The sequence below is a fragment of the Rhizobium sp. SL86 genome, from assembly GCF_026672545.1.
Classification (GTDB): domain Bacteria; phylum Pseudomonadota; class Alphaproteobacteria; order Rhizobiales; family Rhizobiaceae; genus Neorhizobium.
Window position 1 is genome coordinate 1,061,430 of record NZ_JAPPRJ010000009.1, and the last position, 24,082, is coordinate 1,085,511.

Here is a 24,082-nt window from a genome sequence, read left to right on the forward strand (position 1 = left end):
CGGGCAAGAGGGGCAAGACGACATGTCAACTGAGACGGCAAACGGGGCACCGGGCGCAGCGCCTGCGCAACCGCTCCAGCGCCTACCACTGCACTGGCTGGGCATCCTGCCCTTCGCCGCCTTCGTGCTCCTGTTCCTGATTCTGCCGACGATGAAGATCGTCATTGGCGCCTTCCAAACGCCGGACGGCAGCCTGACGTTTACCAATGTCGCCGGCCTCTTTACACCGTCCATTCTCGCCGCCTACTGGATTTCCATCAAGATCAGCTTCGCCTCCGCCATCCTCGGCTGCCTGATCGGTTTTGCCATGGCCGCCGCCGTTGTGCTGGGTGGCCTGCCGCGCACGATCCGCGGACCGCTTTTGACCTTTTCGGGCGTCGCCTCGAACTTCGCCGGCGTGCCGCTCGCCTTCGCCTTCCTGGCGACACTCGGCCCCGTCGGTCTCGTGACGGTCTTCCTGCGCAGCGAACTCGGCATCGACCTGCGGCTGCTCGGCTTCAACATCCTGTCCTTCTGGGGCCTGACGATCACCTACCTCTTCTTCCAGATCCCGCTGATGATCCTCATCATCACGCCGGCGCTCGACGGGTTGAAGCGGGAATGGCGCGAAGCGGCCTCCATTCTCGGCGCCACCAATGCGCAATACTGGCGCCTCGTTGCCTTCCCGATCCTTCTGCCCTCGCTGCTCGGCACGCTGGCGCTTCTGTTTGCCAATGCCTTCGGCGCGGTGGCGACCGCGATTGCGCTGACCGGCTCCTCGCTCAACATCGTGCCGATCCTGCTGTTTGCGCAGATCCGCGGCGACGTGCTGGGTGATCCGCATCTGGGTTATGCGCTTGCCTTCGGCATGATCGTCGTCACCGGCATTGCCAATGCCATCTACATCTGGCTTCGCGCCCGCAGCGAAAGGTGGCTGAAATGAAACGCCTCTGGGCCTGGGCCGCACTCATCATCGGCCTTCTTTATTTTATTCTGCCGCTCGTCGGCATGACGAACTTCTCGCTGAAAATGCGGCGTGGCGAATATTCCTTCGACGCCTACGCAAAAGTGTTTGCCGACAGCCGCTTCCACGAGACCTTCAGCTATTCGGTTTGGATGGCGCTGCTGACCATCATCTTCGGCGTATTCCTCGTCGTGCCGACCGCCTACTGGGTGCGCCTGAAGCTGCCTTTCCTGCGCCCCTATATCGAATTCATCACGCTTTTGCCGCTCGTCATCCCGGCGATCGTCATCGTCTTCGGTTATATCCGGCTCTACAACACCTCCAGCTGGCTGCCGCTGACGGGTTCCTATGTCGGCACCGACATCCTGCTCGTCTTCGGTTATGCGACACTGAGCCTGCCCTACATGTACCGGGCGGTCGATACCGGCCTTCGCACTATTGACGTGACAACGCTCACAGAAGCCGCCCAGAGCCTCGGTGCCGGCTGGGTGACGATCATCGGTCGCATCATCCTGCCGAACGTGACGGTTGCGGTCATGTCCGGTGCCTTCGTCACCTTCGCGATCGTCATGGGCGAATTCACCATGGCCGCCCTTTTGAACAAACCGGCTTTCGGCCCCTACATGCAATTGCTCGGCGCCAACCGCGCCTATGAACCTGCGGCGCTCGCCGTGATCGCATTCGGCATCACCTGGGCCTGCCTTGGCCTGATGCAGCTGGTTTCCAAGCTGCAGAAAACCCCGCAGCGCCCGGTCTGAGGAATGATTTGATATGAGCTTTTTGACGCTTTCACATTTGCAGAAGTCCTTTGGCGCGACAAAGGTCGTGCATGATTTCAACATGGCCATCGACAAGGGCGAGTTCATTTCCTTCCTCGGCCCGTCCGGTTGCGGCAAGACGACGGTGCTGCGCATGATCGCCGGCTTCGAGCTGCCGTCCGGCGGTTCGATCGTCATCGACGGCAAGGACCAGACGCGGCTGAAACCGAACCAGCGCAATATCGGCATGGTCTTCCAGGCCTATGCGCTGTTTCCCAACATGAACGTGTTCGACAACGTGGCCTTCGGCCTGAAGGTCGCCGGCAAGCCGAAAAGCGAGATCGAGACGCGCGTCAAGGAGATGCTGAAGCTGATCCATCTCGAGCACCTTGCCGACCGTTACCCCTACCAGATGTCCGGCGGTCAGCAGCAGCGCGTGGCGCTGGCTCGCGCGCTCGCCCCAGCCCCGCAGGTTCTGCTGCTGGACGAGCCGCTCTCGGCGCTTGATGCGAAGATCCGCGTCTCGCTGCGCGAAGAAATCCGCCAGATCCAGCGCCAGCTCGGCATCACCACCGTGTTCGTCACCCACGACCAGGAAGAGGCCCTGTCGATCTCCGATCGTATCGTGGTCATGAATGCCGGCAAGGCCGACCAGATCGGCACGCCGGGCGAGATCTACAACCGTCCGACCACCCGTTTCGTCGCCAATTTCGTCGGTACGCTGAACGTCATTCAGGCAACACTTGTCAACGGCAGCACGGGCGCGCTGAAGATCGGTGAGGAAACGCTGAGCCTGCCGCAGTCGATCGAGGGCAAGGCGGATGGCAGCCAGATTTCCATCGCCTTCCGTCCGGAAGCGGCTATGCTTGCCGGCCCCTCCACGGGACCGGCCGTGCTGTCCGGCACGGTACTGTCCTCCAACTTCCTCGGTTCGGTTTTGCGCACCAAGGTCGATCTCGGCGGCAATATCATCTCCTTCGACATGTTCAACCATCCCTCGGCCACGCTGCCGAAGGCCGGCGAAACCGTAACGCTTGCGCTGCAGCAGGACGGTTTGATGGTATTGGGCGACTGATCCTCGCCTCTCCCGTCCCGACGCAGGGCGAGGCGCATGCGCTTGCGTCTTTCCACCGAAAGGCAAATCGGGCTAATGCTGGCCCGGTTTTGACGAGAGGGAGGCCATCATGCGCGCGCTTTATTTCGAACGGTTCGGCGAAGCACCGAAGGTTGCCACCCTGCCCGACCCAAGCCCCGCCGCCGATGGCGTCGTCATCAAGGTCGAGGCCACCGGCCTTTGCCGAAGCGACTGGCATGGCTGGATGGGGCATGACAGCGACATCTCACTGCCGCATGTGCCGGGCCACGAATTTGCGGGGAAAATTGCCGCTGTCGGTCGTGATGTCAGCCGTTTCCGGGTCGGCGACCGCGTCACCGTGCCCTTCGTTTCCGGTTGTGGCCATTGCCACGAATGCCGCTCGGGCAATCAACAGGTCTGCGAAGCGCAGTTCCAGCCGGGCTTTACCCATTGGGGTTCGTTTGCCGAATTTGTGGCAATCGACCATGCCGAGCAGAACCTCGTCCACCTGCCGGACGCCATGTCCTACGCGACGGCGGCCAGCCTCGGCTGCCGCTTTGCCACCTCCTTCCGCGCCGTGATCGACCAGGGACGCCTGAAGGGCGGCGAATGGCTGGCCGTGCACGGCTGCGGCGGCGTCGGCCTCTCGGCCATCATGATCGGCAAGGGACTTGGCGCACGGATCGTCGCCATCGACATCGCCGACGACAAGCTGGCGCTGGCGCGGGAATTGGGTGCGGAAGCCACCATCAACAGCCGCGAGGTAACCGATGTGGCGGAGGCGGTGCGTGACGTGACCGGCGGTGGCGCGCATGTCTCGGTCGATGCGCTCGGCCATCCGCAGACCTGCTGCAATTCGATCTCCAACCTCCGGCGCCGCGGACGCCATGTGCAGGTGGGCCTGATGCTGGCTGACCATGCCATGCCGCAAATCCCGATGGCCCGCGTGATTGCCCATGAACTGGAAATCTACGACAGCCACGGCATGCAGGCCTGGCGTTACGACGCCATGCTGGCGATGATCGAGGCCGGAACGCTGTCGCCCGAAAAGCTGATCGGACGGCACATCAGCCTCACCGATGCCGCCGAGGCCCTGCCCGCCATGAATACGTTCCGCGAAAGCGGCATCAGCATCATCGACCGTTTCGAGTAGCCCCCATGACCGTCCGCCTCGATGTCATCGCCAGCCTCTCCGATGCCGGCAAACCCGGCCGCCCCAACGAGGACCGGTTCGGCGCCAACCGCACCGCCGCCTTCGTGCTGGACGGCGCAACCGGCCTTGGCGACCGGCAGTTCATGACCGGCTTCGAGACGGATGCCGCCTGGATCGCCGAATACGCCGCGCAACGGCTTTCCGTCGAACTGGTGCCCGAGGTGCAGGTGGCAGAGCTTGTCCGCCGCATCAGCGCCGATGCGAGGACGATCTTCGAGGCGACCGCCGGCGACCAGCCGCGTTATGCCTGGCCGGCAGCCGCACTCGCCGGTCTTCGCGTGACCGATGCCGGCCTTCAGTTTTTCGGCCTCGGCGACAGCGTCGTCTACCTTCTCCATGACGATGGCCGGACGGAAACGTTCACCGCCCTACCCGACGCCTTCGCCCGCGAAAAGGCCGCCGCCCGGGCCCATCTCGCCCGGCTCGGCGGCATCGGCGCAGCCGGCTCGCTCGTCGGTGACCCCGAGACGCTCAAGGATTTGAGGGAAAGCCGCGCCAAACAGAACACACCGGATGGTTGGGTCTGGTCGCTCGGCCTCGTGCCCGACGCCGCCGACCATCTTGCGCAGAAGACGATTCCGCTTACCGGCGGCGCCACGGCGATCATCTGCTCGGATGGCCTCGCCGATCTCGTCAGCCTTTACGAAATCTACGATGCCGGCGCCCTCATCCGCCGCGCCGCCACCGCCGGCCTTGGACCGCTGATCGCGGAACTCCGGCACCTGGAACGCGCGGTGGACCCGGACGGCCTCAAATACCCGCGGTTCAAACAGAGCGATGATACGACGGCGATGCTGGTGCGGGTGGAGGGGTGAGGCATTGCCCGACCCTAGCATGTCGGCAACTGCCGTGTTATGTATCGTACCACGATACATTGAGTATGCGGTGGCAACGTGATCCGCTCATTCAAAGATGCGAGAACGAGATCGGTAGCCGGTGGTCACACTCCGAAAGGCTTCCCATCTAGCATTTTGAAGGTCGCGATCAGAAAACTCACCATGATCAATGTGGCAACGACGCTTGACGACCTGCGCTCGCCTCCGGGCAACCGACTGGAGGCCCTGAAAGGTGATCGCTCCGGGCAACACTCGATCCGCATCAACGACCAGTGGCGGATCTGCTTTGTATGGCGAGAGGGAGGCGCGGAAGATCTTGAGATCGTCGATTACCACTAAAATGTGGCTCACACAGTAAAGGAGGTTACACAATGACTGATATTCTTCCGCCAGTGCATCCCGGTGAAATTCTCCGTGAGGAATATCTCCTGCCGTTATCCCTGAGCGCCGGTTCGCTTGCAAAGAAACTCGGCGTGCCCCGCACGCGCATCGAGCGAATCGCCAAGGAGACCGCCCCGGTCACGACAGACACGGCGCTGCGTCTGGCAAAGTTCTTCGCGACCTCGCCGGAATTCTGGATGAATCTTCAGGCGAGCTATGACCTGAAGATCAGTGCAAGAGAACTTCGGGCTGATATCGACAGGATCCAGCGATACGAAGCGGCATAGCGCGCGAAAACGCCGGCGCGGGGGTAATACCGTCGCCATCATGGCGTACCACGCGGCGACCTGTGAAGGTTCGGCTCCCCCCCTCACGCCGCGTCGTCCACCGTCTCCTCGCCATTGCCCGGCACGTAGTTCAGCACCGGCCCGAGCCAGCGTTCGATCTCCGGGATCTCCATACCCTTGCGGCGGGCATAGTCTTCCACCTGGTCGCGCTCCACCTTGGCCACGCCAAAATAATAGCTGTCCGGGTGGCCGATATAGAGGCCGGAAACGGAGGAGCCCGGCCACATGGCATAACTTTCCGTCAGAACCACGCCGGTGGTCTCCTCGGCCTTCAGCAGGTCGAATAGCGTGCGCTTTTCGGTGTGGTCGGGCTGCGCGGGATAACCCGGCGCCGGGCGGATGCCGGCATAGGCTTCCGCGACCAGCTCCTCGTTCGAGAAGCTTTCGTCCTTGGCGTAGCCCCAATACTCGCGGCGCACCTGTTCGTGCATACGTTCGGCAAAGGCTTCGGCAAACCGGTCGGCGAGCGCCTTGACCATGATCGAGGAATAATCGTCGTTGGCCCGCTCGAAGCGTTCGGCAATCGCCACTTCCTCGATGCCGGCGGTAACGACGAAACCGCCGACATAATCCACCTTGCCGCTTTCGACCGGCGCGACGAAATCGCTCAACGCCACATTCGGCCGGCCGTCGCGCTTCGACAGCTGCTGGCGCAGCGTGAAGAAGGTCGCCAGGTCTTCCGCACGGCTCTCGTCGGTGAACAGGCGAATGTCGTCCCCCACCGCATTCGCCGGCCAAAAGCCGATCACGGCGCGCGGCCGGAACCATTTTTCCGCGACGATCTTTGTCAGCATCGCCTGCGCATCGGCGTAAAGCTGGCGGGCCGCCTCGCCCTGCTTCTCATCCTCAAGGATCGCCGGGTAACGCCCCTTCAGCTCCCAGGTCTGGAAGAAGGGCGTCCAGTCGATGTAGCGCACCAGGTCTTCCAGCGAATAGTCGTCAAACACCTTCGTGCCGAGGAAACTCGGCTTCACCGGCTGATAGGCGGCCCAATCCACCTTCTGGGCATTGGCACGGGCGCGGGCAATCGGCAGGCGCACCTTTTCGGCTTCGGCGCGCGCATGGGCGGCTGCCACCTTGGCATATTCGGCGCGGATGCCCTCGACATAGGCCTCGCGGCCACCTTCGGCGAGGAGGTTCGAGACGACGCCGACGGCGCGGCTGGCATCGGTGACATAGACCGCCTGCCCCGCCTTGTATTGCGGATGGATCTTCACCGCCGTGTGCACGCGGCTCGTCGTTGCGCCACCGATCAGGAGCGGCACGTCAAAACCCTGACGCTCCATTTCGGCCGCCACATGCACCATCTCGTCGAGCGACGGCGTGATGAGGCCGGACAGGCCGATCACATCGACCTTCTGTTCCTTCGCCACTTCGAGGATCTTGGTTGCCGGCACCATCACGCCGAGATCGATGATCTCGTAATTGTTGCAGGCGAGAACCACGCCGACGATGTTCTTGCCGATATCGTGCACGTCGCCCTTCACGGTCGCCATCAGCACCTTGCCGGCCGCCTGTTTTTCCTCGCCGCCGTTGAGGCGCTTTTCCTCCTCCATGTAAGGAAGCAGCACGGCCACCGCCTGCTTCATCACGCGGGCGGATTTCACCACCTGTGGCAGGAACATCTTGCCGGAGCCGAAGAGATCGCCGACCACGTTCATGCCGGCCATCAGCGGGCCTTCGATGACGTGCAGCGGACGCTCCGCCTGAAGGCGTGCCTCTTCCGTATCGGCCTCGATATATTCGGTGATGCCGTTGACGAGCGCGTGCGACAGCCGCTTTTCCACCGGCCATTCGCGCCAGGACAGATCCTGCGCCTTGGCTTCCTTGCCGGCCACGCCGCGGAAGCGCTCGGCCACCGTCAGAAGGCGCTCGGTGCCATCCTTGCGGCGGTTCAGCACCACATCCTCGCAGGCCTCGCGCAGCTCCGGATCGATGTTTTCGTAGATCGCCAGCTGGCCGGCGTTCACGATGCCCATGTCCATGCCGGCCTGGATGCAGTGATAGAGGAACACCGCATGCATGGCTTCGCGCACCGGTTCATTGCCGCGGAACGAGAAGGAGAGGTTCGAGACCCCGCCGGAAATATGCACAAGCGGCATTTCCTGGCGGATGGTGCGCGTGGCTTCGATGAAATCCACGCCGTAATTGTCGTGTTCCTCGATGCCGGTCGCCACCGCAAAGATGTTCGGATCGAAGATGATGTCTTCCGGCGGAAAACCCGCCTGTTCGGTCAGGATCTTGTAGGCACGCCGGCAGATTTCCACCTTGCGCTGATAGGTATCCGCCTGCCCCTGCTCGTCAAATGCCATGACCACGACGGCGGCCCCGAACCGGCGGATCAGCGTTGCCTGGCGGATGAAATTCTCCTCGCCTTCCTTCAGCGAGATGGAATTCACCACCGCCTTGCCCTGCACGCATTTCAGGCCCTGCTCGATGATCTCGAACTTGGAGCTGTCGATCATCACCGGCACGCGGGCGATGTCGGGCTCGGCGGCGATCAGGTTGAGGAACTCCACCATGGCGCGGCCGGAATCGATCAGGCCCTCGTCCATGTTGATGTCGATGATCTGCGCACCGTTTTCCACCTGGTCGCGGGCAACGGCGAGTGCCGATGTGTAGTCGGCCGCCGTGATCAGCTTGCGGAATTTTGCAGAACCCGTGACGTTCGTGCGCTCGCCGACATTGACGAAGGGAATGTCCTTCGTCAGTTCGAAGGGCTCAAGACCCGAGAGCGACATGAAGGGGCGATGTTCCGGCACCTGGCGCGGGGCAAACTCCTTCACCGTCTCGGCAATGGCGCGGATATGCTCCGGCGTCGAACCGCAACAGCCGCCCACCACGTTGACCAGTCCTTCCTTGGCGAATTCGCGCACCTGACGCGCCATGTCGTCCGGCGACTGGTCGTACTGGCCGAACTCGTTCGGCAGGCCGGCATTCGGGTAGGCGCAAACGAAGGTATCGGCAATGCCCGACACTTCTTGCAGATGCGGACGCATGGCATCGGCACCGAGTGCGCAGTTGAAGCCGATGGTAAACGGGTTGGCGTGGCGCACCGAATTCCAGAACGCCGTCGGCGTCTGGCCGGACAGCGTGCGACCGGAAAGGTCGGTGATCGTCCCGGAAATCATCACCGGCAGACGGATGCCCTTCGCCGCAAAACGTTCCTCGCAGGCAAAGATCGCCGCCTTGGCGTTCAGCGTATCGAAGATCGTCTCGATCAGGATGATATCGGCGCCGCCATCGATCAGGCCATCGATCTGCTCGGCATAGGCAAGCCGCAGATCGTCAAAGGAAACAGCGCGGTAGCCGGGATTGTTGACATCCGGCGAGATGGAGGCGGTGCGGTTGGTCGGGCCGATGGCACCGGCGACGAAACGGCGTTTGCCGTCCTCGCGCATGGCCCGCTCGATTGCCCGGCGCACCACCTGCGCGCCCTCGCGGTTGAGATCGTAAACGGCCTCTTCCATCTGGTAATCGGCCTGGGCGATGCGGGTCGAGGAAAAGGTGTTCGTCTCGATGATATCCGCACCCGCCATGGCATAACGGTAATGGATGTCCTCGATCGCCTGCGGCTGGGTGAGGATCAGAAGGTCGTTATTGCCCTGCTGATGACAGGCGCAGCCGATAAAACGGTCACCGCGGAAATGGTCCTCATTATAACCCAATCCCTGGATCTGCGTACCCATGGCGCCGTCGAGAATGAGAATGCGTTCGCGCGCGGCCTTCGCCAGCGCCTCGAAGATCTCGTGACCGTTGCGCGCCGCTCCTTCGGGACCAAACAGATGATCGAACACGGGCACTCTCCTCGGGGCTGTGGGGCAGATCAGGCTTAATCACATAAAGATATCTTTATGTCAATGTTAAGCCAACGGAACGCGATAGGCGCCAATGGGTCATGACAGCATCCCGCCGGCGAGCTATAGGCGTGTTCGGTTCCCATTCCAAGTTTCGGAGCAGACATGACCGCCGCCGGACCGCTCAGCCCGCTTTGGGCAAATCGCCCCTATCATCGCCATTGGCTTCTGTCCCAGGCGGAAGGCCTGATGGATTTTTTCCAGGACCGCGCCATCAACCCGAAAGGCGGCTTTTACGATCTTGATCGGACGGGCGTGGCCCTCGACACGAACAATCCGGCGCGCGGCATCCATGCCAGCGCCCGCATGGTGCATTGTTTCGCAATCGCCGACCTGCTCGGCCGTCCGGGCGCTGCCGATGTGGTCGATCACGGCATGCGTTATCTCTGGGAAAAACACCGCGACCAGACGCATGGCGGTTATTTCTGGCAGGCCAATGATGACGGCGCCGCCGATGCCTCGAAGCAAGGTTACGGCCACGCCTTCGTTCTGCTCGCCGCCTCTTCCGCCAAGGTGATCGGTCATCCGCTGGCCGACAAGATGCTGGCCGATATCACCGAGGTCATCGAGACGAAATTCTGGGAGGAGCGCCACGGCGCAATCGCCGAAGAATTCTCGGCGGACTGGCAGCCCGTACCCGGTTATCGCGGCCAGAACTCCAACATGCACCTGACCGAAAGCCTGATGGCCGCCTTCGAGGTGACCGGCGAGCGCCACTATCTCGAGAAAGCGGAAAGCATTGCCGATCTCCTGATCAACCGCCGCGCCCGGGAAGAGGGTTTTCGGGTTGCCGAGCACTTTTCCGAGGAATGGGTGGTCGACCGCACCTATTACCATCCGAACGAGATGTTCCGGCCGGCCGGCACGACGCCGGGCCACTGGCTGGAATGGGCGCGCCTGCTGCTGCAGCTCTACGCGCTGGGCGGCAAGTCGCATGCCTGGATGCCGGAAGCGGCCGAAGCCCTGTTCGAACGTTCGATGACGCTCGGCTGGGACAAGGCCAAGGGCGGCTTCTTCTACACACTGGATTGGCAGGACGTGCCGGAGAAAAAGAGCAAGCTCTGGTGGCCGATGTGCGAGGCGGCTGGCGCCGCGCATTTCCTCAACGCGCATGCACCGAGCGCCTTCCACGAGGAGAGCTACCGCCTGATCTGGTCGACCATTGCCGGCCATTTCATCGACCGCGACCATGGCGGCTGGTTCGAAGAAACCACCGAGGAGCTTGTGCCCGCCACCACGCTTTTCCCCGGCAAGGGTGACATCTATCACGCCTTCCAGGCCTGCCTCATCCCGCTTTTCCCGGCGACCGGCAGCCTGACGAAGGTGATTACCGAACACGGCGGATCGTTCTGAAGTCCGAACAGGATTGGCCGCGCGGAAAAAACGCGCCGCGCGGCTAGCGGACCACCGCTGCCTGACGGTCGATCAGGCTTGCCTGCTGCATCTTCAAGGCAGCATCAACGCGGGTCAGCACGAGAAGCTGGAGCCCTGCCAGCAAAGCACAGCCCAGAAACGCGCCGATCAGGATCTTCATCGACAGACGCTGGATTTTCTCTACGGTCTTACCTCTGCCACGCATGGGTTCCTCCCGTCTTTCGCCGGAATATTGGCCTCCAACGAAAACTGCCGTTCCTTCGTTCCTCCCAGGCGGTTCAACGAATCGTGCGGCAGATAGTCCAGGCTATACCGATATCTGGGAACAAAAGGTTAACGGCGAAAGATGGCGCAAAACTGACCATGTGATGATGAGCGGCCTGGCCTGCCAAGAGCCGCCAAATTCTTGGCTTTTCGCAAGAGATCCAAGAAATCATACATCGGAAGCTGGCGACATCGGTTTACCTTGTCTTAATTAGGGATCCCTAAAAATCAGGACTAATGCGTGTGAAATGTGCTCGACAACTGTCCGGCATCGTTGACGCAACAGTGAACGACCAGACTGGTCAATGGGAGACGTGAATGTTCGGCTTTGCAGGAAAAACCCTCGGAATGAAGATGCAGGCGCTGAACAGTGTCGGAGCCAACATCATGATTGCGGATGTGGATTTGAACATCCGCTATATGAATGATGCCGTCCGCGCACTTCTCGTTGAAGCTGAGAGCGACCTGAAGAAGGAACTGCCGGCCTTTGCCGTGGACAGGCTGATCGGCAGCAACATCGACATCTTTCACAAGAACCCGCAGTATCAGCGCAAAATGCTCTCCTCTCTGCAGAAGCAGCATAAGGCAACCATCTGGGTCGGCCACCGCGCCTTCGATCTGACGGTGACGCCCCTGAAGGAAGGCTCGAAGGTCACCGGTTTTGCCGTCGAATGGTTTGATGCCAAAGCGCGCATGCTGAACATCGACTACCAGAACCAGATGGATGCAATCAGCCGCGTTCAGGGGATCATCGAATTCACGACCGACGGCAAGGTGGTGACCGCAAACGAAAACTTTCTCACGACGCTGGGCTACCGGCTGGACGAGATCCAGGGCAAGCACCACAGCATGTTCGTCGATCCGACCTATGCCCAGAGTGCCGATTACCGGACCTTCTGGGCGGAACTGAATGCCGGTCGCTTCCAGGCCGCCGAGTTCACGCGCATCGGCAAGGGTGGCCGCACGGTCGTGATCAACGCATCCTATAACCCGATCCTTGATGACAAGGGGCGCGTGACGAAGGTGGTGAAGTTTGCCACCGATGTGACGGAGCGCGTTCGCGCCGTGGACCAGATCGGCGAAGGGCTGAAGAGAGTTGCCGGTGGTGACCTGAGCTGCACGATCCAGTCCAGTTTTGCCAAGGATTTCGAAGTCCTGCGCAACAACTTCAACACTGCGGTTTCACAACTGGCAGAAACGTTGGGCGCGGTTGCCCGCTCGACCCAGGAAATCGATACCGGAACGCGGGAAATCAGCCGCAGCGCGGAGGATCTGTCGAAGCGCACGGAACAGCAGGCCGCATCGCTGGAAGAGACCGCCGCAGCGCTGGACCAGATCACCACGAACGTGACGACCTCCTCCCAGCGGGCCGACGAGGCAAAGGCGGCCGCCGCGACCGCCAATACCGGCGCGATCAACTCGGCAAAAGTCGTGGCGGATGCCGTCAGCGCGATGGCACGCATCGAAGCGTCCTCCGGGCAGATCTCCAACATCATCGGCGTGATCGATGAAATCGCCTTCCAGACCAACCTTTTGGCACTGAATGCCGGTGTCGAGGCCGCCCGTGCGGGCGAAGCCGGCAAGGGGTTTGCGGTCGTCGCCCAGGAAGTGCGCGAACTGGCGCAGCGTTCGGCGGCCGCGGCAAAAGAGATCAAGGGCCTGATCCAGAACTCGTCAACGGAGGTCGAAAACGGCGTTCGCCTCGTCAGCGAGACCGGCAAGGCGCTGAAGCTGATCGAAGGCAATATTTCCGCCGTCAACGAACGCATCGAAGCGATTGCGAGTGCCGCGAAGGAACAGTCCGTGGCGCTCGGCGAGGTCAACAGCGCCATCAACCAGATGGATCAGATGACACAGCAGAATGCCGCAATGGTCGAGGAGTCGAACGCGGCCAGCGCGTCGCTTGCCTCCGAAACCGCCAGCCTCCGGCAATTGCTGTCCCACTTCACATTGAACGGCCGCGCCAGTGCCCCGGCACCGCAGCGCCACGCCACCCAGGCGCCAGTAGCCCCGGCCAGAAGCGCTCCGACAAGACGCCCGAGCCCGGCCGTCAGCGGAGCCAATGCCCTGAAGGAAGACTGGGAGGAGTTTTGATCCCTCGGGATCAGCACAAAACGGCGGTGATGGCGGTCTGATCAGGCCGCCAGAAGCGCGCGCAGGCTGTCTTCGTTTCGAACGCCGCGCAGGTACAGATGAATGACGAGCGAGGCCAGAAGATTGGCCTCCAGGCTCTGCTTCGAATAACCCGTTCCCTTGAGGGCATCATCGAAAATGCGCTGCAGCAGCGCCAGTTCCTCAGGGGTCAGAACGCCTTCGATGGCCGTGTGTTCCTTGATCATCAAGCTCACCTGTCATCGTATTTCGTTTTGCCGCCGCATGCGGAAACTGGAGGGAAACCGTCGCACTCGTCAGAGTGGGGGGTCCGACGGTTTCCCTCGCCACCAGGGATGGCAAACAGAAGATTACCAACCTGTCGCGAAACGTCTCCCGCCATTGCCAGATGAGGTTACCATTTGGTTGCGCACGCAGGTCTGATGCCCCGTTCCGACACATGATCAGAGACAATGCCTCCTGAAGTCTCATCGGCATCCCACCGTGACTGGCGTAAACGGTCGCCTTGCGATAGAGGAACGGGGCCCCGTCCTCCCTGGGCAACCCATCCGTCCTGCTTCCCGTTCAGACCTGCACCGATGACCGACCGCGCGCTTTCCGCCCTGCTTCTTGCCGCCCTTCTTTCTGTGTCGTTGCCGGAGGGGCCTGGCCATGCCACCGAACCTGTGGCGATCGGCTCACCCGCCGTCGTGGCCGCACCGATGCCACCCAGGCCGCCATCGCCACGCCTGCTGGAGCCGCAATTGCACCTTCTGCCCGCACCGGATCGCAACCGGCCGCAGGTGGCGCTCACCCTGGATGCCTGCATGGGAAAGACGGACATGCGCATCCTCTCGGTGCTGGTCGCAGAACGGATCCCGGCCACCATCTTCGTGACGGCGAGATGGCTGCGCAGCAATCCGGAGGCCGTCGCAATCCTGCGCCAGCATCCGGACCTGTTCGAGGTGGAGAACCACGGCGCCAACCATGTGCCAGCAGTCGATGTTCCGACCCTGATCTACGGCATCGCCTCTGCAGGTTCTGCCGAGGCGGTCGCGCAGGAAGTTATTGGCGGCAATGCGGCCATCGAGACCGCAGGATTTCCAAAAGCCACCTGGTTTCGCGGATCGACCGCCAAATACGATCCCTCCGCCATCCGCCAGATCCGCGCGATGGGATATCGCATCGCCGGTTATTCCCTCAACGGCGACGGCGGTTCATTGCTCGGTGCGTCGATCACGGAAAAGAAGATCGCCTCGGCTAGAGACGGGGATGTGATCATCGCCCACATCAACCAACCCGGCCACGCCGCCGGAGAAGGTGTTGCGCGGGCGCTCTCGAGCTTGAAACGACGCGGCGTCAGTTTCGTGCGCCTGTCGGATGTCGAGGAAATTGGCGAGGCCGGCACAAGCCCCTAACAGCGGATCCGAGATCACGATCCGACCGCGGATGCCGAAAGAGTGTTCGCAGCGTTACACCTGCGCAGAGGCCGCATTCGCAGAGGCCGTATTGGCCGGTCGCAGGGCATGCACCAGATCGAGGCGGCTGTAGAATTCCTCCGCCCGCGCCTGGCGGATGCGGTCTTGCAGATGCGCCACCTGCAAGCGGGCTGTCCGGCCGAGCAATTCGGACAATTGCTCCTGATCGACGCCATCGGCACGCATCAGAAGGCCGATCAGGGGATCATTGGCCAGTTCGGTTATGCTGAGTTCGGTATCCATCGCCATTCCTCCAGCAGCGAAACCCTTTATCGCTGTAAATTACGACAGAAATATCGCGAGGCCTCCGTTTTCCGGTCTGGCACAACGCCTCGCCGAACCGGGGCCAAGACCCACGTTCCGAAGCGGAAGCCTGATCCACAAGCGTTCTTGCGGAAAATATCCAAGCCTTTGATCACACACGCGATCTCTCCAAAATCGGCCTCGGGACGGGTTGTGGAAAAGCTGTGAATTGCCGATTTCGCCGATCCCGATACGTTCTTCATCCGTTCCATTATGGAACGACCCACGGATGTCGGTTAAGCGAACGCCGCCGCATTTTCTTAACCTTCACATGATCTAATGGAACGAAGCCGCATGTTGCTCGTTTGGCTGTCGACGGAGTGGGCGATGACGATCATGACCTTCATTGATGAGTGGCTGAAACAAGAGAGCGACGAGAACGCGACCGGAACCTTCGCGGACGGTGTTTTCCATCTGACGCGCAAGGAGGAACTCCTGACCGATGCCGGACGCGACAACCTGCGCACCTCCTACGGACGGGATTTGCGCGCGGCACAGCATCTGGTCGGCGCGGCACCATCCGGGGTACAAGCTGTCTGACGAGAGTGATGGGCGTGCCGGCGCGGCGGTCTCCGAGACCGAAGTCCAGCGAACCGCGCGGAACGGCAGCATCAGATTCTCGTCACCAGCGTCATCGTTTCAACGATAACTTTATGATCGATTGCTGACTGTCCGTTACTGGACGAAGCCTGCCACCGCCGTCTTCTTCCCGGCCTGTGCCTTGCCAGGGGGTGTTTGCGCACTATAACCAGTGAGAATCACAGGTGCGGCGCGGGGACATGGCATGTTTCGAAGGACTGGGCTCTCCGGGCTCGATCTTGACAGGCTTTTTAATCTATCGCCCAATCCCTATGTGATCCTTGATCCCGAATTGGTGATGGTCGGGATGAACGACGCCTATCTGGCCGTGACGATGCAGACGCGCGAGGCGCTGCTCGGTCGAGGCATGTTCGAGGTTTTCCCGAGCGATCCGCAATCCGTTCATGGCCGGCTGCTGCGCCAATCCTTCGCAAAAGTGTTCAAGACGGGCAAACCCGATCAACTGCCACTGATCCCCTACCCTATCGCCAAACCCGACGGCACCATGGCGGAGCGTTACTGGAGCGCCACGCACACACCGATCAAGACGGAAAAAGGCCAGGTGCGGCTGATCCTGCAGCATACGGTCGATGTCACCGAACTGCATCTTCTGCGCCAGTCGGTGCCCAGTTCCTGGCAGGTCGAAACGGATGTGCTGCGGCGTGCCGATGCGGTGCAGGGCGAAAATCTGGCGCTGGGCCGCGAGCGGGAATATCTGCGCAGCCTGTTCGAACAGGCACCCGGTTTCATGGCCGTGCTGCAGGGCAAGGAGCATGTCTTCGAAATCGCCAATGCCGCCTACCTGAAACTCGTCGGCCGCAGCGAGATCGTCGGGCGCACGGTGCGCGATGCCCTGCCGGACATCGAAGGTCAGGGATTTTACGAACTGCTGGACCAGGTCTTCGCGACGGGGGAACCTTACCGGGCTTTCGGTGCCAAGGTCGCCCTGCGTCGCCTCGGACACGGCGCTCCGGACGATCGCTTCGTCGACTTCGTTTTCCAGCCCGTCCGCGATGCAAGCGGCACCGTGACCGGCATCTTTGTGCAGGGCAATGACGTCACCGAACTGCGCCAGGCCCAGGAGGCCGCCCGCGAGAGCGAGGACCGTTTCCGCTCGCTGGCGCAGGCTCTGCCCAACCATGTCTGGACCGCGACGGCCGAAGGCTGCATGGACTGGTGCAATCTGCCGATGCTGAATTATCTCGGCATCGATGACATTGCCGGCCGTCGCGATGCCATCGACGCCATGATCCATCCGGACGACAGCGAGCGGGTTCTGCGCGTCTGGCGCGAGGCGATCGCCAAGGCGCGCAGTTTCCAGGCGGAAGTGCGCCTGCGCTGTGCCGAAGGCAACTTCCGCTGGTTCATCAGCCGGGCGGTGCCGATTGCCAATGCCAGTGCGGAGATCATCCGCTGGGTCGGCACGAACACCGACATCGAAGACCAGAAGAACACCGAAAGCCGTCTGGAAACGCTCGCAACAACGCTCGAAACCCGGGTGGAAGAGCGCACGGCCGAGCTTCTGAGGACGCAGGAAGTGCTGCGCCAGAGCCAGAAGATGGAGGCGATCGGCAATCTGGCCGGCGGCATCGCCCATGATTTCAACAATCTGCTGCAGGTGATCACCGGCAATCTGCAATTGCTGGCACGGGACATCGCCGGAAACCCCGTGGCGGAAAAGCGGCTGGAAAGCGCGCTCTCCGGCGCCTCGCGTGGAGCCCGGCTTGCCTCGCAGCTTCTTTCCTTCGGTCGCCGCCAGCCGCTCGCCCCCAAAGTGATCAATCTCGGCCGGCTGGTACGCGAGATGGACCACCTGATCCGCCGCAGCCTCGGCGAAGCGATCGAGATCGACACCATCGTCGGCGGCGGGTTGTGGAACACGTTGGTCGATCCGTCCAATGTCGAAAACGCGCTGCTCAATCTGGCGATCAACGCGCGCGACGCCATGGACGGGCACGGACGCCTGACGATTGAGCTCGGCAATGCCTTTCTGGATGATCACTACACCCGCAATGCCTTCGATGTGGAGGCAGGCCAGTATGTGATGCTGGCCGTCAGCGACACCGGCTGCGGCATGCCGCCGGACGTGCTGGCACGCGCCTTCGATCCGTTTTTCACCACCAAACCCGAGGGCAAAGGCACCGGCCTTGGCCTGTCCATGGTCTATGGTTTCGTCAAGCAGTCGGGCGGCCACATCAACATCTACAGCGAGGTGGGCAGCGGCACGACGGTGCGCATCTACCTTCCCCGTTCGATGGAAAGTGAAGACCTGCTGGCCGAGGAGGTCGGCGGCGACGTGACCGGTGGATCCGAGACGGTTCTGGTTGTCGAGGATGACGAGGCGGTGCGCGACATCACCGTCAACATGCTCTCGGATCTGGGTTACAAGGTGCTGAAAGCCCGCGATGCCGACAGCGGCCTTGCCATCATCGAAAGCGGTGTCGCGATCGACCTCCTGTTCACCGACGTGGTGATGCCCGGGCGCCTGAAAAGCAGCGAGCTTGCCCGCAAGGCCAAGGAACGCCGCCCGGAGATCGAGGTTCTGTTCACCTCCGGTTATACGGAAAACTCGATCGTGCATGGCGGCCGGCTGGATCCCGGCGTGAACCTGCTCAGCAAACCCTATGCACGCGAGACGCTGGCCCGCAAGATCCGCGCGCTGCTCGACAAGGCGCGCGAACGGGCAGGCCAGGCGATATCCGCTCAAGCTTCAGGAGGCGTTTCCATGATGACCGAAAAATCCTCCACGATCCGTGTGCTGTTTTGCGAGGACGAGGCGCTGATCCGCATCTCGACGGCCGATTACCTGTCGGACTTCGGCTTCAGCGTGGTGGAGGCCGGCAACGGCCGCGAAGCGCTGGCCGCCATCGACGGCGCCGCGATCGACATCCTCGTCACCGACGTGCACCTGCCCGACATGAACGGCCTCGACCTCATCCGCCGCATCCGCGACATCCAGCCCGACCTCCCCGTCATCTTCGCCACCGGCGACATGCACGTCCCCGGCTCCGAAGGCCTGGAGCGCGCCAGCCTGATCACCAAACCATATGATTACGATCTGTTGGCAAAGCGGATTCGGGTGATGGTGACCGGAGAAGATGGAAATAGCGGGAATCTCCGGGATTAACTGGGAACAAGCGAAAACGCCCGCCATTTCAGCATTTTACCGGTTGTCAGCCCTGCGCGGCTTAACTCCGGCTCGGGGAGCCAAGAGGTTACATATTCCGCTCTTATGCGGCAAATCCCTGCTGATTGGCCGCGGCTTTCAAATCAGCGTCAAACTGCCCACGCCGCTCCCGACGTGTCTCCAATCCGTTGATTATACGAGACTTTACCGGCGAGACCGCGACAAAAGGGAGAGGATTGGGTACCGGCGATTACAAAAAACATTTCGGCAATTAGATTGGATTCGAGAAACACTTGTTTTTCAGGTGTTTGTGTCGTTTTCCACTAAGCGAGATTTGCGCCATGCGCTGCGCTCCGTGCTACGGACCAAAGGCAACGGTGAAGCAACCGGACATTTGGGCCGCTGTCAGCACCTGATTGGTAAAGCACAACCTACCACTTGCTTTTCTGGCATTTTCCGGGATGGGGTGATCGGGAGGTGAATAGGATCCGGCAATTACAACAGTGCTACAACGTTGAACCGTGACGGTTAACGTACGCTGAGACGCCAACGAGATGCATCCGCAGAGACTGAGCGTCGTTCAGCCAAAGAGTCCTTTCCCGCAGAAAAAGATTGTGTAAAGAACGCTATCACAACCGAGGCATCGAATCGCTATGCTTAAATACGGACTGAGCAATGTACGTCGACTTGAGCAAGTGGATCCGATCGAGTTAAAGCCGATTACCCTGCTAGTCGGCCGCAATAGCGGTGGCAAAAGCTCATTTCTCCGGACGCTCCCACTACTTCGTCAGTCACTGATGACGCGAACCAGTTCGCCAATGCTTTGGTATGGCGACTTTGTGGACTTCGGCACATTCGAAACAGTGGTCAATCGTCAATCACCGGAAAAAAAGATATGGTTTAAATTCGAAATTGACGAATTGACTACCGAACAACGCCCCTTCTTTTTTGACCAGTTCGGCGATTATCGGCGGATGCCATCCGCAACATCCAGACTACAGGGTGTAAAGATCGAGTGCGCGATAGACAGGAGAGGCGAAAGAACAGTAATATCTAACATAAATCTTAAAATATCGGATCCAAAGGTTGAATATTCACTTACCCTTGAAGAAAACAACAACTTTATGAGGATGGAAATTGATGGTCAGGATATAGCCCCCATCATATCCCCCATGAGAGTACGAATTTCATCGGGTAGCTTATTCCCCGAAATCAGTTACTGGCGTCCGCGAGATGAGAGCACATCTACCCCTTGGGCTCTACAAGGTGGGACATCATTTATCCCACATCTTACGCGAGCTTTGAGGCGATTAATTGATAATCGGACGAAGGATAAAACAGTTGCAGAGTTAGCGACACGACTAGCCCACTCCGGAATTCCTACGTCAGAAAAAATATCAGCTTTGGCTCGGACACAAGGAGTAACGGTGGCCGCGGCTATTAGGAGCATTGCAAATTACCCGAATATAGGCCCCTACAGCGCGATCTACCAGATAATAAATCTCATAAACTGCCCCAGCATTTTTCGAGCTGTTTATCAGTATCTTGAACGAACATTTGTATCAACTTTGTACATCGGCCCGGCGCGTGTGCGCAGTGATCGCTATTACCGATATCAGGACTTGGCGGTCTCCGAAATTGATCCGGATGGCAAAAATTTCCCCATGTTCCTTAACTCATTGAGCAAACGTCAAATCGACGAGTTTTCATCATGGGTGAAGCACTTATTTGGCTATGGCGTAAACGTTTCGCGACAGACTGGACACATCAGCATCAACTTGACCGACGGCGGCATGGAGTCAAACATCGTTGACGTCGGATATGGCGTTTCGCAGATCTTGCCTGTACTTGGCCAAATTTGGTGGGCAAAGAATAGGCCGCCGAACAGAAGCAACCCTCCGCCATTGTCTATACTGGCCATCGAGCAACCAGAACTACATCTCCACCCTGCCCACCAAGCGCTACTCGCAGATGCGCTTACTAGCGGTATTGAGGGCGGATCGAAGCAGCCTGGGCCTCAAATGCGCTACGTTGTCGAAACGCACAGCGAAACCTTGATCAACCGTCTGGGGGAATTCATTGCCTCTAAGCGTCTCCTGCCCTCAGATGTGCAAGTGGTTCTCTTCGAGCCCAGAGACGCGTCATCGCTCACAAGTGTACGAACCGTTGGCTTTGACGACGATGGCAGCTTGGTCGATTGGCCTTACGGATTTTTCCAACCTGCAGTGTTTTGATATGATCATTAGATGGACGTACGATGATAACTTCCCTCCCCTCGCAACCGATGCGAGGCTGTTGGAGCTTGCGAGGGAGCTCCTAAGATGTCACCGCCGGGGACACCACTTAGTTGTTCTCGACAGAACCATTGCTGCCGCAATTCAAGACCTGGACCTTTCCAATCAGGAAAAAGCTCTTACCAATCGCCTCTCACAGGATTATACTCAAACAGGAAATCTGCACAAACAAGCTTATGCCTACGTCAGCATAGTAAATGATATAAGTGTATTCGCTCACAAGCAAGATAACTGTTTTAAGATATCCATTGGTGCTGCGATAGAATCTCGCGTCCTTGATCCATGCGCTGTAGTTGTAGAGGATGTAGTCTCTGACGGGTTTATGTATAAACAAATATTCGAGGAGATCGCCAGGAAATCACCTGTTAGAAAATTTGAGTACGAGCTCATACATGGCGGTGGACAGAACTCCGTTAACGTTTTGCGTGACAAGTTCGAGAGGAAAAGAATTGCTTTGGCAATAATAGACTCCGATAAAAGCAGTCCCGACTGTAGCGTCGAGAAGAAAACATCCTCTTTGTCGCATCTGTTCGAAACGGCTAACTGGAACGTTGGAGACTTTTTTATCACGCCGTGCCGAGAGGTAGAGAATTTTGTTCCGTTCGATGTACTGCGCCAACTCCCATCAGGAACTAGAAATACTGCGAATGATGTATATTTAAGAATTTCCGCTGCTGAAGACGACGCATCGATAGATCTTGTAGAAAGGATCGAAATGTATGCAGATTTAAAATCCGGCATACAACTGCAATGCTGCGCATTGAACGAACAAGCAGCATCTTGGATACGAAGCAGGTTTGAGCTAGCCGGCTTACACGAGTTGACAGATGTGCCTGGCTATGGCGATCGGATCATTGAGCAAATCAAATCCAGCGGTCGCCTGATCTCCGAGTTTAGAGCTTTGATCCGGGAGAGGCGGTGGCAACAAAGATTCTTTGCCTTCTTCGAAAAAATCTTCTGGTACTTTGTGTCGAATGGTGCGCTCAGAACGTGAAGCTAGCAATCAGCCTACGTAGCTAACTCATTCGATCCATTTTCGGCTGTCGCTCCACAGTAAAATTAGCTGGATCGATTTCACCCATTTGCGCTACAACCGGCCTCATGTCCTCGTTAAATTCTAGGAACATAGCGGCTGTTGTACTGTATTCAGCATCGGAATCTATCATGCTGGAATACGTCGCACCTAGGAAGACGACCAAGTACCGAACCTCGGACTGAGCGAACGGGTCATCGTTATCGTGTTCAGCCAGGTGATAAACCGCAACTGTCTCCTCCATCAATTTTGCGTTGCTCGCGAGAGTGTAAACAGCGGACGTGCCTTTATTTCGAGCGTAGGTTTCGAAGGACGACATCATTTCATTGGCACCTAAGGGGTATGTATAAGCCTTGGCATGCAGTCGAATATTCCGTGCCGGCGTCTTGCCGTAGTTGATGAAACCGACTTTCAGGTGAACACGAACAAACGATCCCCGGACCCGTACTCTAAAAGCGTTCAGTTCATCAAAGTGCAGCCAGGGTCGATGTTCCGTCTCATAGGCACTTCTGGCTAACGCGGTGCTCTCAAGAGCAATCCGTGTTGCAGCGGACGTTTGTGCAAACGTCTTGGCCACCCAAATAAGTGCTGCGGCGGAGAGGAGGGTCTGAATAAGTCCGGTCGCTACTACCCATTTGGTCCATTCTGCCACTTTCTGCTGAGCAATGAGGTCTTTCTGATTATGTATTGCCTCCAACGACTGACCCAATATCTCTGTCACGCAAGTTGCAACGGAATTTAGATCCGGGAGCCTACACTCGCTCTCGATAAGCGCCCTCTGTTGGCGCTCTAAGTATGATCGAATCTCACTGCTCCGGCCTTCAATCTCTCGATTTGCGGCGCCCAAATCATAGAAAAAGAGCGCCGCGAGCACGCTGACGGTCAGAGCGAAAATGACGGTAACAGATTGGCGCAAAAGTCGTCCCTATATGTATGCCTACTCTACCGCACCGGCATCGGCGCGTGCCCCGTAAACATCACCCGGCCCCCGACGCTCAGCTCGTGCACGCGATCGGCCGTGAAGACTTCCGGCGGATAGCCGGCGGCTTGGTTGTCGGAGGTCAGATGTAGCTTTCCGTCCATGGACCACCTGGCTCGTTTGACCAAGACTTTGTCCATGACGTTGAAGTGGTAGATGCGGCCATCATCGACTTCGGTTTTCGAGGAATCAACGATCAAGAGCGCGCCGTCCGGAATGGTGGGCCACATGGAGTCGCCTCGAGCTTCCAGGATGTAACAGTATTCTGGATTGGCTCCGAGGTTGCGCAGAAACTCACGGCCAAACGCAACTTCACCAGCAGGCATTTGATCAACTGCTATTAGGCCGTTTCCGGCTGACGCCTTGGCATCGAACCGGGGAAGCCGAACGATGTCCCCAATCGACGATGAACCAGCAACCAGCTGCTGCGCAGCGCCTCCGCGCATCGCGCCATCTCCGGTCAGAAGCCAAACGAGATCTGCACCGAATTCGCTGCTGTACGCCCTCAAAACCGAAGCGGTCGGTTCAGACTCGCCACGCTCGTAAGAAGCGAGAGCGCTCTTACTCACCCCCACAGCCTTCGCGACCACATCACGGTCAGGGTCTCCAATTTCCCTTCTGAGCGTTCGAAGCCGCGCTGCAAGGGGCGTTTTGGGATCACTCTCAGGCCTCGCCAATGCAATTCACGCGTTAAAACTGATTTCAGCTTTACATAAGCTGATTTCAGTTTTATCCTCTCCATAAATACGGACCAAAACCCCCATGAAAAGGGAGACCGGCCAGGGTCTCCCTCTCCACAACGAGGATCCACTATGCACCGGCCCAGCCAAGCCGACAAGCAGACCCATACCCGTATCGATAAGAAGATTTCGGAAATCACCACCATTAAGGGCAAGCTCTTTTCGGCGGGTCTTTCGCTTCTCCAGATCGATCGAGACTATAACCTCCCCAGAGGAACCGCCGGAACGACGCTCCGGGAGCCCAATGTGAAGGGTGAGCGGGCGATTGCCGCAGCTCTCGGCACACGGCCAGAACTGCTCTGGCGGACGCGTTACCACGCCTCCGGTCTGCGGAAGTCGCCTCAACCCGCTGAAAACTATGTCCGTCCCGCCACCATGGCGCAACGCCAAAACGAAGCGCGGGCCTAGAC

21 protein-coding genes are annotated in these 24,082 nt (G+C 59.4%); 15 read left to right on the forward strand and 6 right to left on the reverse strand.

The genetic code is table 11. The features are described 5' to 3' along the window. The first annotated feature begins 22 nt into the window (after positions 1–22). The 7 genes from OU993_RS28095 (at position 23) to OU993_RS28125 (ending at position 5,493) form a co-directional block, all read left to right on the forward strand. Positions 23–922, forward strand: a complete 900-nt coding sequence (locus tag OU993_RS28095; RefSeq protein WP_268162458.1) for an ABC transporter permease — start codon at positions 23–25, stop codon at positions 920–922. After that, a complete protein-coding gene (locus OU993_RS28100) occupies positions 919–1,701 on the forward strand; it encodes an ABC transporter permease (RefSeq protein WP_268162459.1) in 783 nt (260 codons plus the stop codon). Before OU993_RS28095 ends, OU993_RS28100 begins: the two co-directional genes overlap by 4 nt. Before the next feature lie 13 nt (positions 1,702–1,714). After that, positions 1,715–2,776 carry an ABC transporter ATP-binding protein gene (locus OU993_RS28105; protein ID WP_268162460.1) on the forward strand — a complete coding sequence of 354 codons (1,062 nt, stop codon included), beginning with the start codon at positions 1,715–1,717 and terminating at the stop codon, positions 2,774–2,776. 109 nt (positions 2,777–2,885) lie between these two features. Next, positions 2,886–3,929: a zinc-dependent alcohol dehydrogenase family protein gene (locus tag OU993_RS28110; RefSeq protein ID WP_268162461.1), complete on the forward strand. Its 1,044-nt coding sequence runs from the start codon at positions 2,886–2,888 to the stop codon at positions 3,927–3,929. A gap of 5 nt (positions 3,930–3,934) precedes the next feature. Then, positions 3,935–4,804, forward strand: coding sequence for a protein phosphatase 2C domain-containing protein (locus OU993_RS28115; RefSeq protein ID WP_268162462.1), 870 nt, complete (start codon positions 3,935–3,937; stop codon positions 4,802–4,804). A 78-nt stretch (positions 4,805–4,882) separates the two neighbouring features. After that, the gene (locus tag OU993_RS28120; protein WP_268162463.1) at positions 4,883–5,164 is read left to right on the forward strand and encodes a type II toxin-antitoxin system RelE/ParE family toxin; all 282 of its coding nucleotides are present in this window, start codon (positions 4,883–4,885) and stop codon (positions 5,162–5,164) included. A gap of 32 nt (positions 5,165–5,196) precedes the next feature. Next, positions 5,197–5,493: a HigA family addiction module antitoxin gene (locus OU993_RS28125; RefSeq protein ID WP_268162464.1), complete on the forward strand. Its 297-nt coding sequence runs from the start codon at positions 5,197–5,199 to the stop codon at positions 5,491–5,493. 83 nt (positions 5,494–5,576) lie between these two features. Here the strand turns inward: OU993_RS28125 and metH are convergent, their stop codons facing one another. After that, positions 5,577–9,350, reverse strand: coding sequence for a methionine synthase (gene metH / locus OU993_RS28130; protein WP_268162465.1), 3,774 nt, complete (start codon positions 9,348–9,350; stop codon positions 5,577–5,579). A 165-nt stretch (positions 9,351–9,515) separates the two neighbouring features. On the opposite strand from metH, the gene OU993_RS28135 reads away from it, so the two are divergent. Continuing rightward, positions 9,516–10,763, forward strand: a complete 1,248-nt coding sequence (locus OU993_RS28135) for an AGE family epimerase/isomerase (protein ID WP_268162466.1) — start codon at positions 9,516–9,518, stop codon at positions 10,761–10,763. Between the two features lie 43 nt (positions 10,764–10,806). Here the strand turns inward: OU993_RS28135 and OU993_RS28140 are convergent, their stop codons facing one another. Further along, positions 10,807–10,989: a hypothetical protein gene (locus OU993_RS28140; protein ID WP_268162467.1), complete on the reverse strand. Its 183-nt coding sequence runs from the start codon at positions 10,987–10,989 to the stop codon at positions 10,807–10,809. Positions 10,990–11,366: 377 nt separating this feature from the next. Between OU993_RS28140 and OU993_RS28145 the strand changes: the two genes are divergently transcribed. After that, complete coding sequence (locus OU993_RS28145) at positions 11,367–13,142, forward strand: methyl-accepting chemotaxis protein (RefSeq protein ID WP_268162468.1); 1,776 nt, start codon at positions 11,367–11,369, stop codon at positions 13,140–13,142. 41 nt (positions 13,143–13,183) lie between these two features. Here the strand turns inward: OU993_RS28145 and OU993_RS28150 are convergent, their stop codons facing one another. Then, positions 13,184–13,387, reverse strand: coding sequence for a hypothetical protein (locus OU993_RS28150; protein WP_268162469.1), 204 nt, complete (start codon positions 13,385–13,387; stop codon positions 13,184–13,186). A 351-nt stretch (positions 13,388–13,738) separates the two neighbouring features. Between OU993_RS28150 and OU993_RS28155 the strand changes: the two genes are divergently transcribed. After that, positions 13,739–14,557 (forward strand): polysaccharide deacetylase family protein, encoded by an 819-nt coding sequence (locus tag OU993_RS28155; RefSeq protein ID WP_268162470.1) that lies wholly within the window; start codon positions 13,739–13,741, stop codon positions 14,555–14,557. 54 nt (positions 14,558–14,611) lie between these two features. On the opposite strand, the gene OU993_RS28160 is transcribed toward OU993_RS28155, so the two are convergent. Beyond that, positions 14,612–14,860 carry a hypothetical protein gene (locus OU993_RS28160; RefSeq protein WP_268162471.1) on the reverse strand — a complete coding sequence of 83 codons (249 nt, stop codon included), beginning with the start codon at positions 14,858–14,860 and terminating at the stop codon, positions 14,612–14,614. A 387-nt stretch (positions 14,861–15,247) separates the two neighbouring features. Here OU993_RS28160 and OU993_RS28165 point away from each other — a divergent pair, with 387 nt between their 5' ends. The 4 genes from OU993_RS28165 (at position 15,248) to OU993_RS28180 (ending at position 21,914) form a co-directional block, all read left to right on the forward strand. After that, positions 15,248–15,460 carry a hypothetical protein gene (locus tag OU993_RS28165; RefSeq protein ID WP_268162472.1) on the forward strand — a complete coding sequence of 71 codons (213 nt, stop codon included), beginning with the start codon at positions 15,248–15,250 and terminating at the stop codon, positions 15,458–15,460. 244 nt (positions 15,461–15,704) lie between these two features. Next, a complete protein-coding gene (locus OU993_RS28170) occupies positions 15,705–18,626 on the forward strand; it encodes a hybrid sensor histidine kinase/response regulator (protein ID WP_268162473.1) in 2,922 nt (973 codons plus the stop codon). Between the two features lie 797 nt (positions 18,627–19,423). After that, positions 19,424–20,860: an AAA family ATPase gene (locus OU993_RS28175; protein ID WP_268162474.1), complete on the forward strand. Its 1,437-nt coding sequence runs from the start codon at positions 19,424–19,426 to the stop codon at positions 20,858–20,860. Between the two features lies 1 nt (position 20,861). Beyond that, a complete protein-coding gene (locus tag OU993_RS28180; RefSeq protein ID WP_268162475.1) occupies positions 20,862–21,914 on the forward strand; it encodes a hypothetical protein in 1,053 nt (350 codons plus the stop codon). A 22-nt stretch (positions 21,915–21,936) separates the two neighbouring features. Here the strand turns inward: OU993_RS28180 and OU993_RS28185 are convergent, their stop codons facing one another. Together OU993_RS28185 and OU993_RS28190 are read right to left on the reverse strand one after the other, a co-directional pair. After that, the gene (locus OU993_RS28185) at positions 21,937–22,869 is read right to left on the reverse strand and encodes a hypothetical protein (protein ID WP_268162476.1); all 933 of its coding nucleotides are present in this window, start codon (positions 22,867–22,869) and stop codon (positions 21,937–21,939) included. Positions 22,870–22,895: 26 nt separating this feature from the next. Beyond that, positions 22,896–23,609, reverse strand: coding sequence for an XRE family transcriptional regulator (locus OU993_RS28190; protein WP_268162477.1), 714 nt, complete (start codon positions 23,607–23,609; stop codon positions 22,896–22,898). 135 nt (positions 23,610–23,744) lie between these two features. On the opposite strand from OU993_RS28190, the gene OU993_RS28195 reads away from it, so the two are divergent. Further along, positions 23,745–24,080, forward strand: coding sequence for a helix-turn-helix domain-containing protein (locus tag OU993_RS28195; protein ID WP_268162478.1), 336 nt, complete (start codon positions 23,745–23,747; stop codon positions 24,078–24,080). Positions 24,081–24,082: the final 2 nt, after the last annotated feature.

Coding starts and splice junctions, on each gene's coding strand:
- OU993_RS28140 (WP_268162467.1), bottom strand. CDS start 10,989: ATGCGTGGCAGAGGTAAGACCGTAGAGAAAATCCAGCGTCTGTCGATG.
- OU993_RS28170 (WP_268162473.1), top strand. CDS start 15,705: ATGTTTCGAAGGACTGGGCTCTCCGGGCTCGATCTTGACAGGCTTTTT.
- OU993_RS28195 (WP_268162478.1), top strand. CDS start 23,745: ATGCACCGGCCCAGCCAAGCCGACAAGCAGACCCATACCCGTATCGAT.
- OU993_RS28110 (WP_268162461.1), top strand. CDS start 2,886: ATGCGCGCGCTTTATTTCGAACGGTTCGGCGAAGCACCGAAGGTTGCC.
- OU993_RS28175 (WP_268162474.1), top strand. CDS start 19,424: ATGACGCGAACCAGTTCGCCAATGCTTTGGTATGGCGACTTTGTGGAC.
- OU993_RS28165 (WP_268162472.1), top strand. CDS start 15,248: ATGACGATCATGACCTTCATTGATGAGTGGCTGAAACAAGAGAGCGAC.
- OU993_RS28105 (WP_268162460.1), top strand. CDS start 1,715: ATGAGCTTTTTGACGCTTTCACATTTGCAGAAGTCCTTTGGCGCGACA.
- OU993_RS28155 (WP_268162470.1), top strand. CDS start 13,739: ATGACCGACCGCGCGCTTTCCGCCCTGCTTCTTGCCGCCCTTCTTTCT.
- OU993_RS28135 (WP_268162466.1), top strand. CDS start 9,516: ATGACCGCCGCCGGACCGCTCAGCCCGCTTTGGGCAAATCGCCCCTAT.
- OU993_RS28160 (WP_268162471.1), bottom strand. CDS start 14,860: ATGGATACCGAACTCAGCATAACCGAACTGGCCAATGATCCCCTGATC.
- OU993_RS28100 (WP_268162459.1), top strand. CDS start 919: ATGAAACGCCTCTGGGCCTGGGCCGCACTCATCATCGGCCTTCTTTAT.
- OU993_RS28115 (WP_268162462.1), top strand. CDS start 3,935: ATGACCGTCCGCCTCGATGTCATCGCCAGCCTCTCCGATGCCGGCAAA.
- OU993_RS28095 (WP_268162458.1), top strand. CDS start 23: ATGTCAACTGAGACGGCAAACGGGGCACCGGGCGCAGCGCCTGCGCAA.
- OU993_RS28180 (WP_268162475.1), top strand. CDS start 20,862: ATGATCATTAGATGGACGTACGATGATAACTTCCCTCCCCTCGCAACC.
- OU993_RS28150 (WP_268162469.1), bottom strand. CDS start 13,387: ATGATCAAGGAACACACGGCCATCGAAGGCGTTCTGACCCCTGAGGAA.
- OU993_RS28125 (WP_268162464.1), top strand. CDS start 5,197: ATGACTGATATTCTTCCGCCAGTGCATCCCGGTGAAATTCTCCGTGAG.
- OU993_RS28145 (WP_268162468.1), top strand. CDS start 11,367: ATGTTCGGCTTTGCAGGAAAAACCCTCGGAATGAAGATGCAGGCGCTG.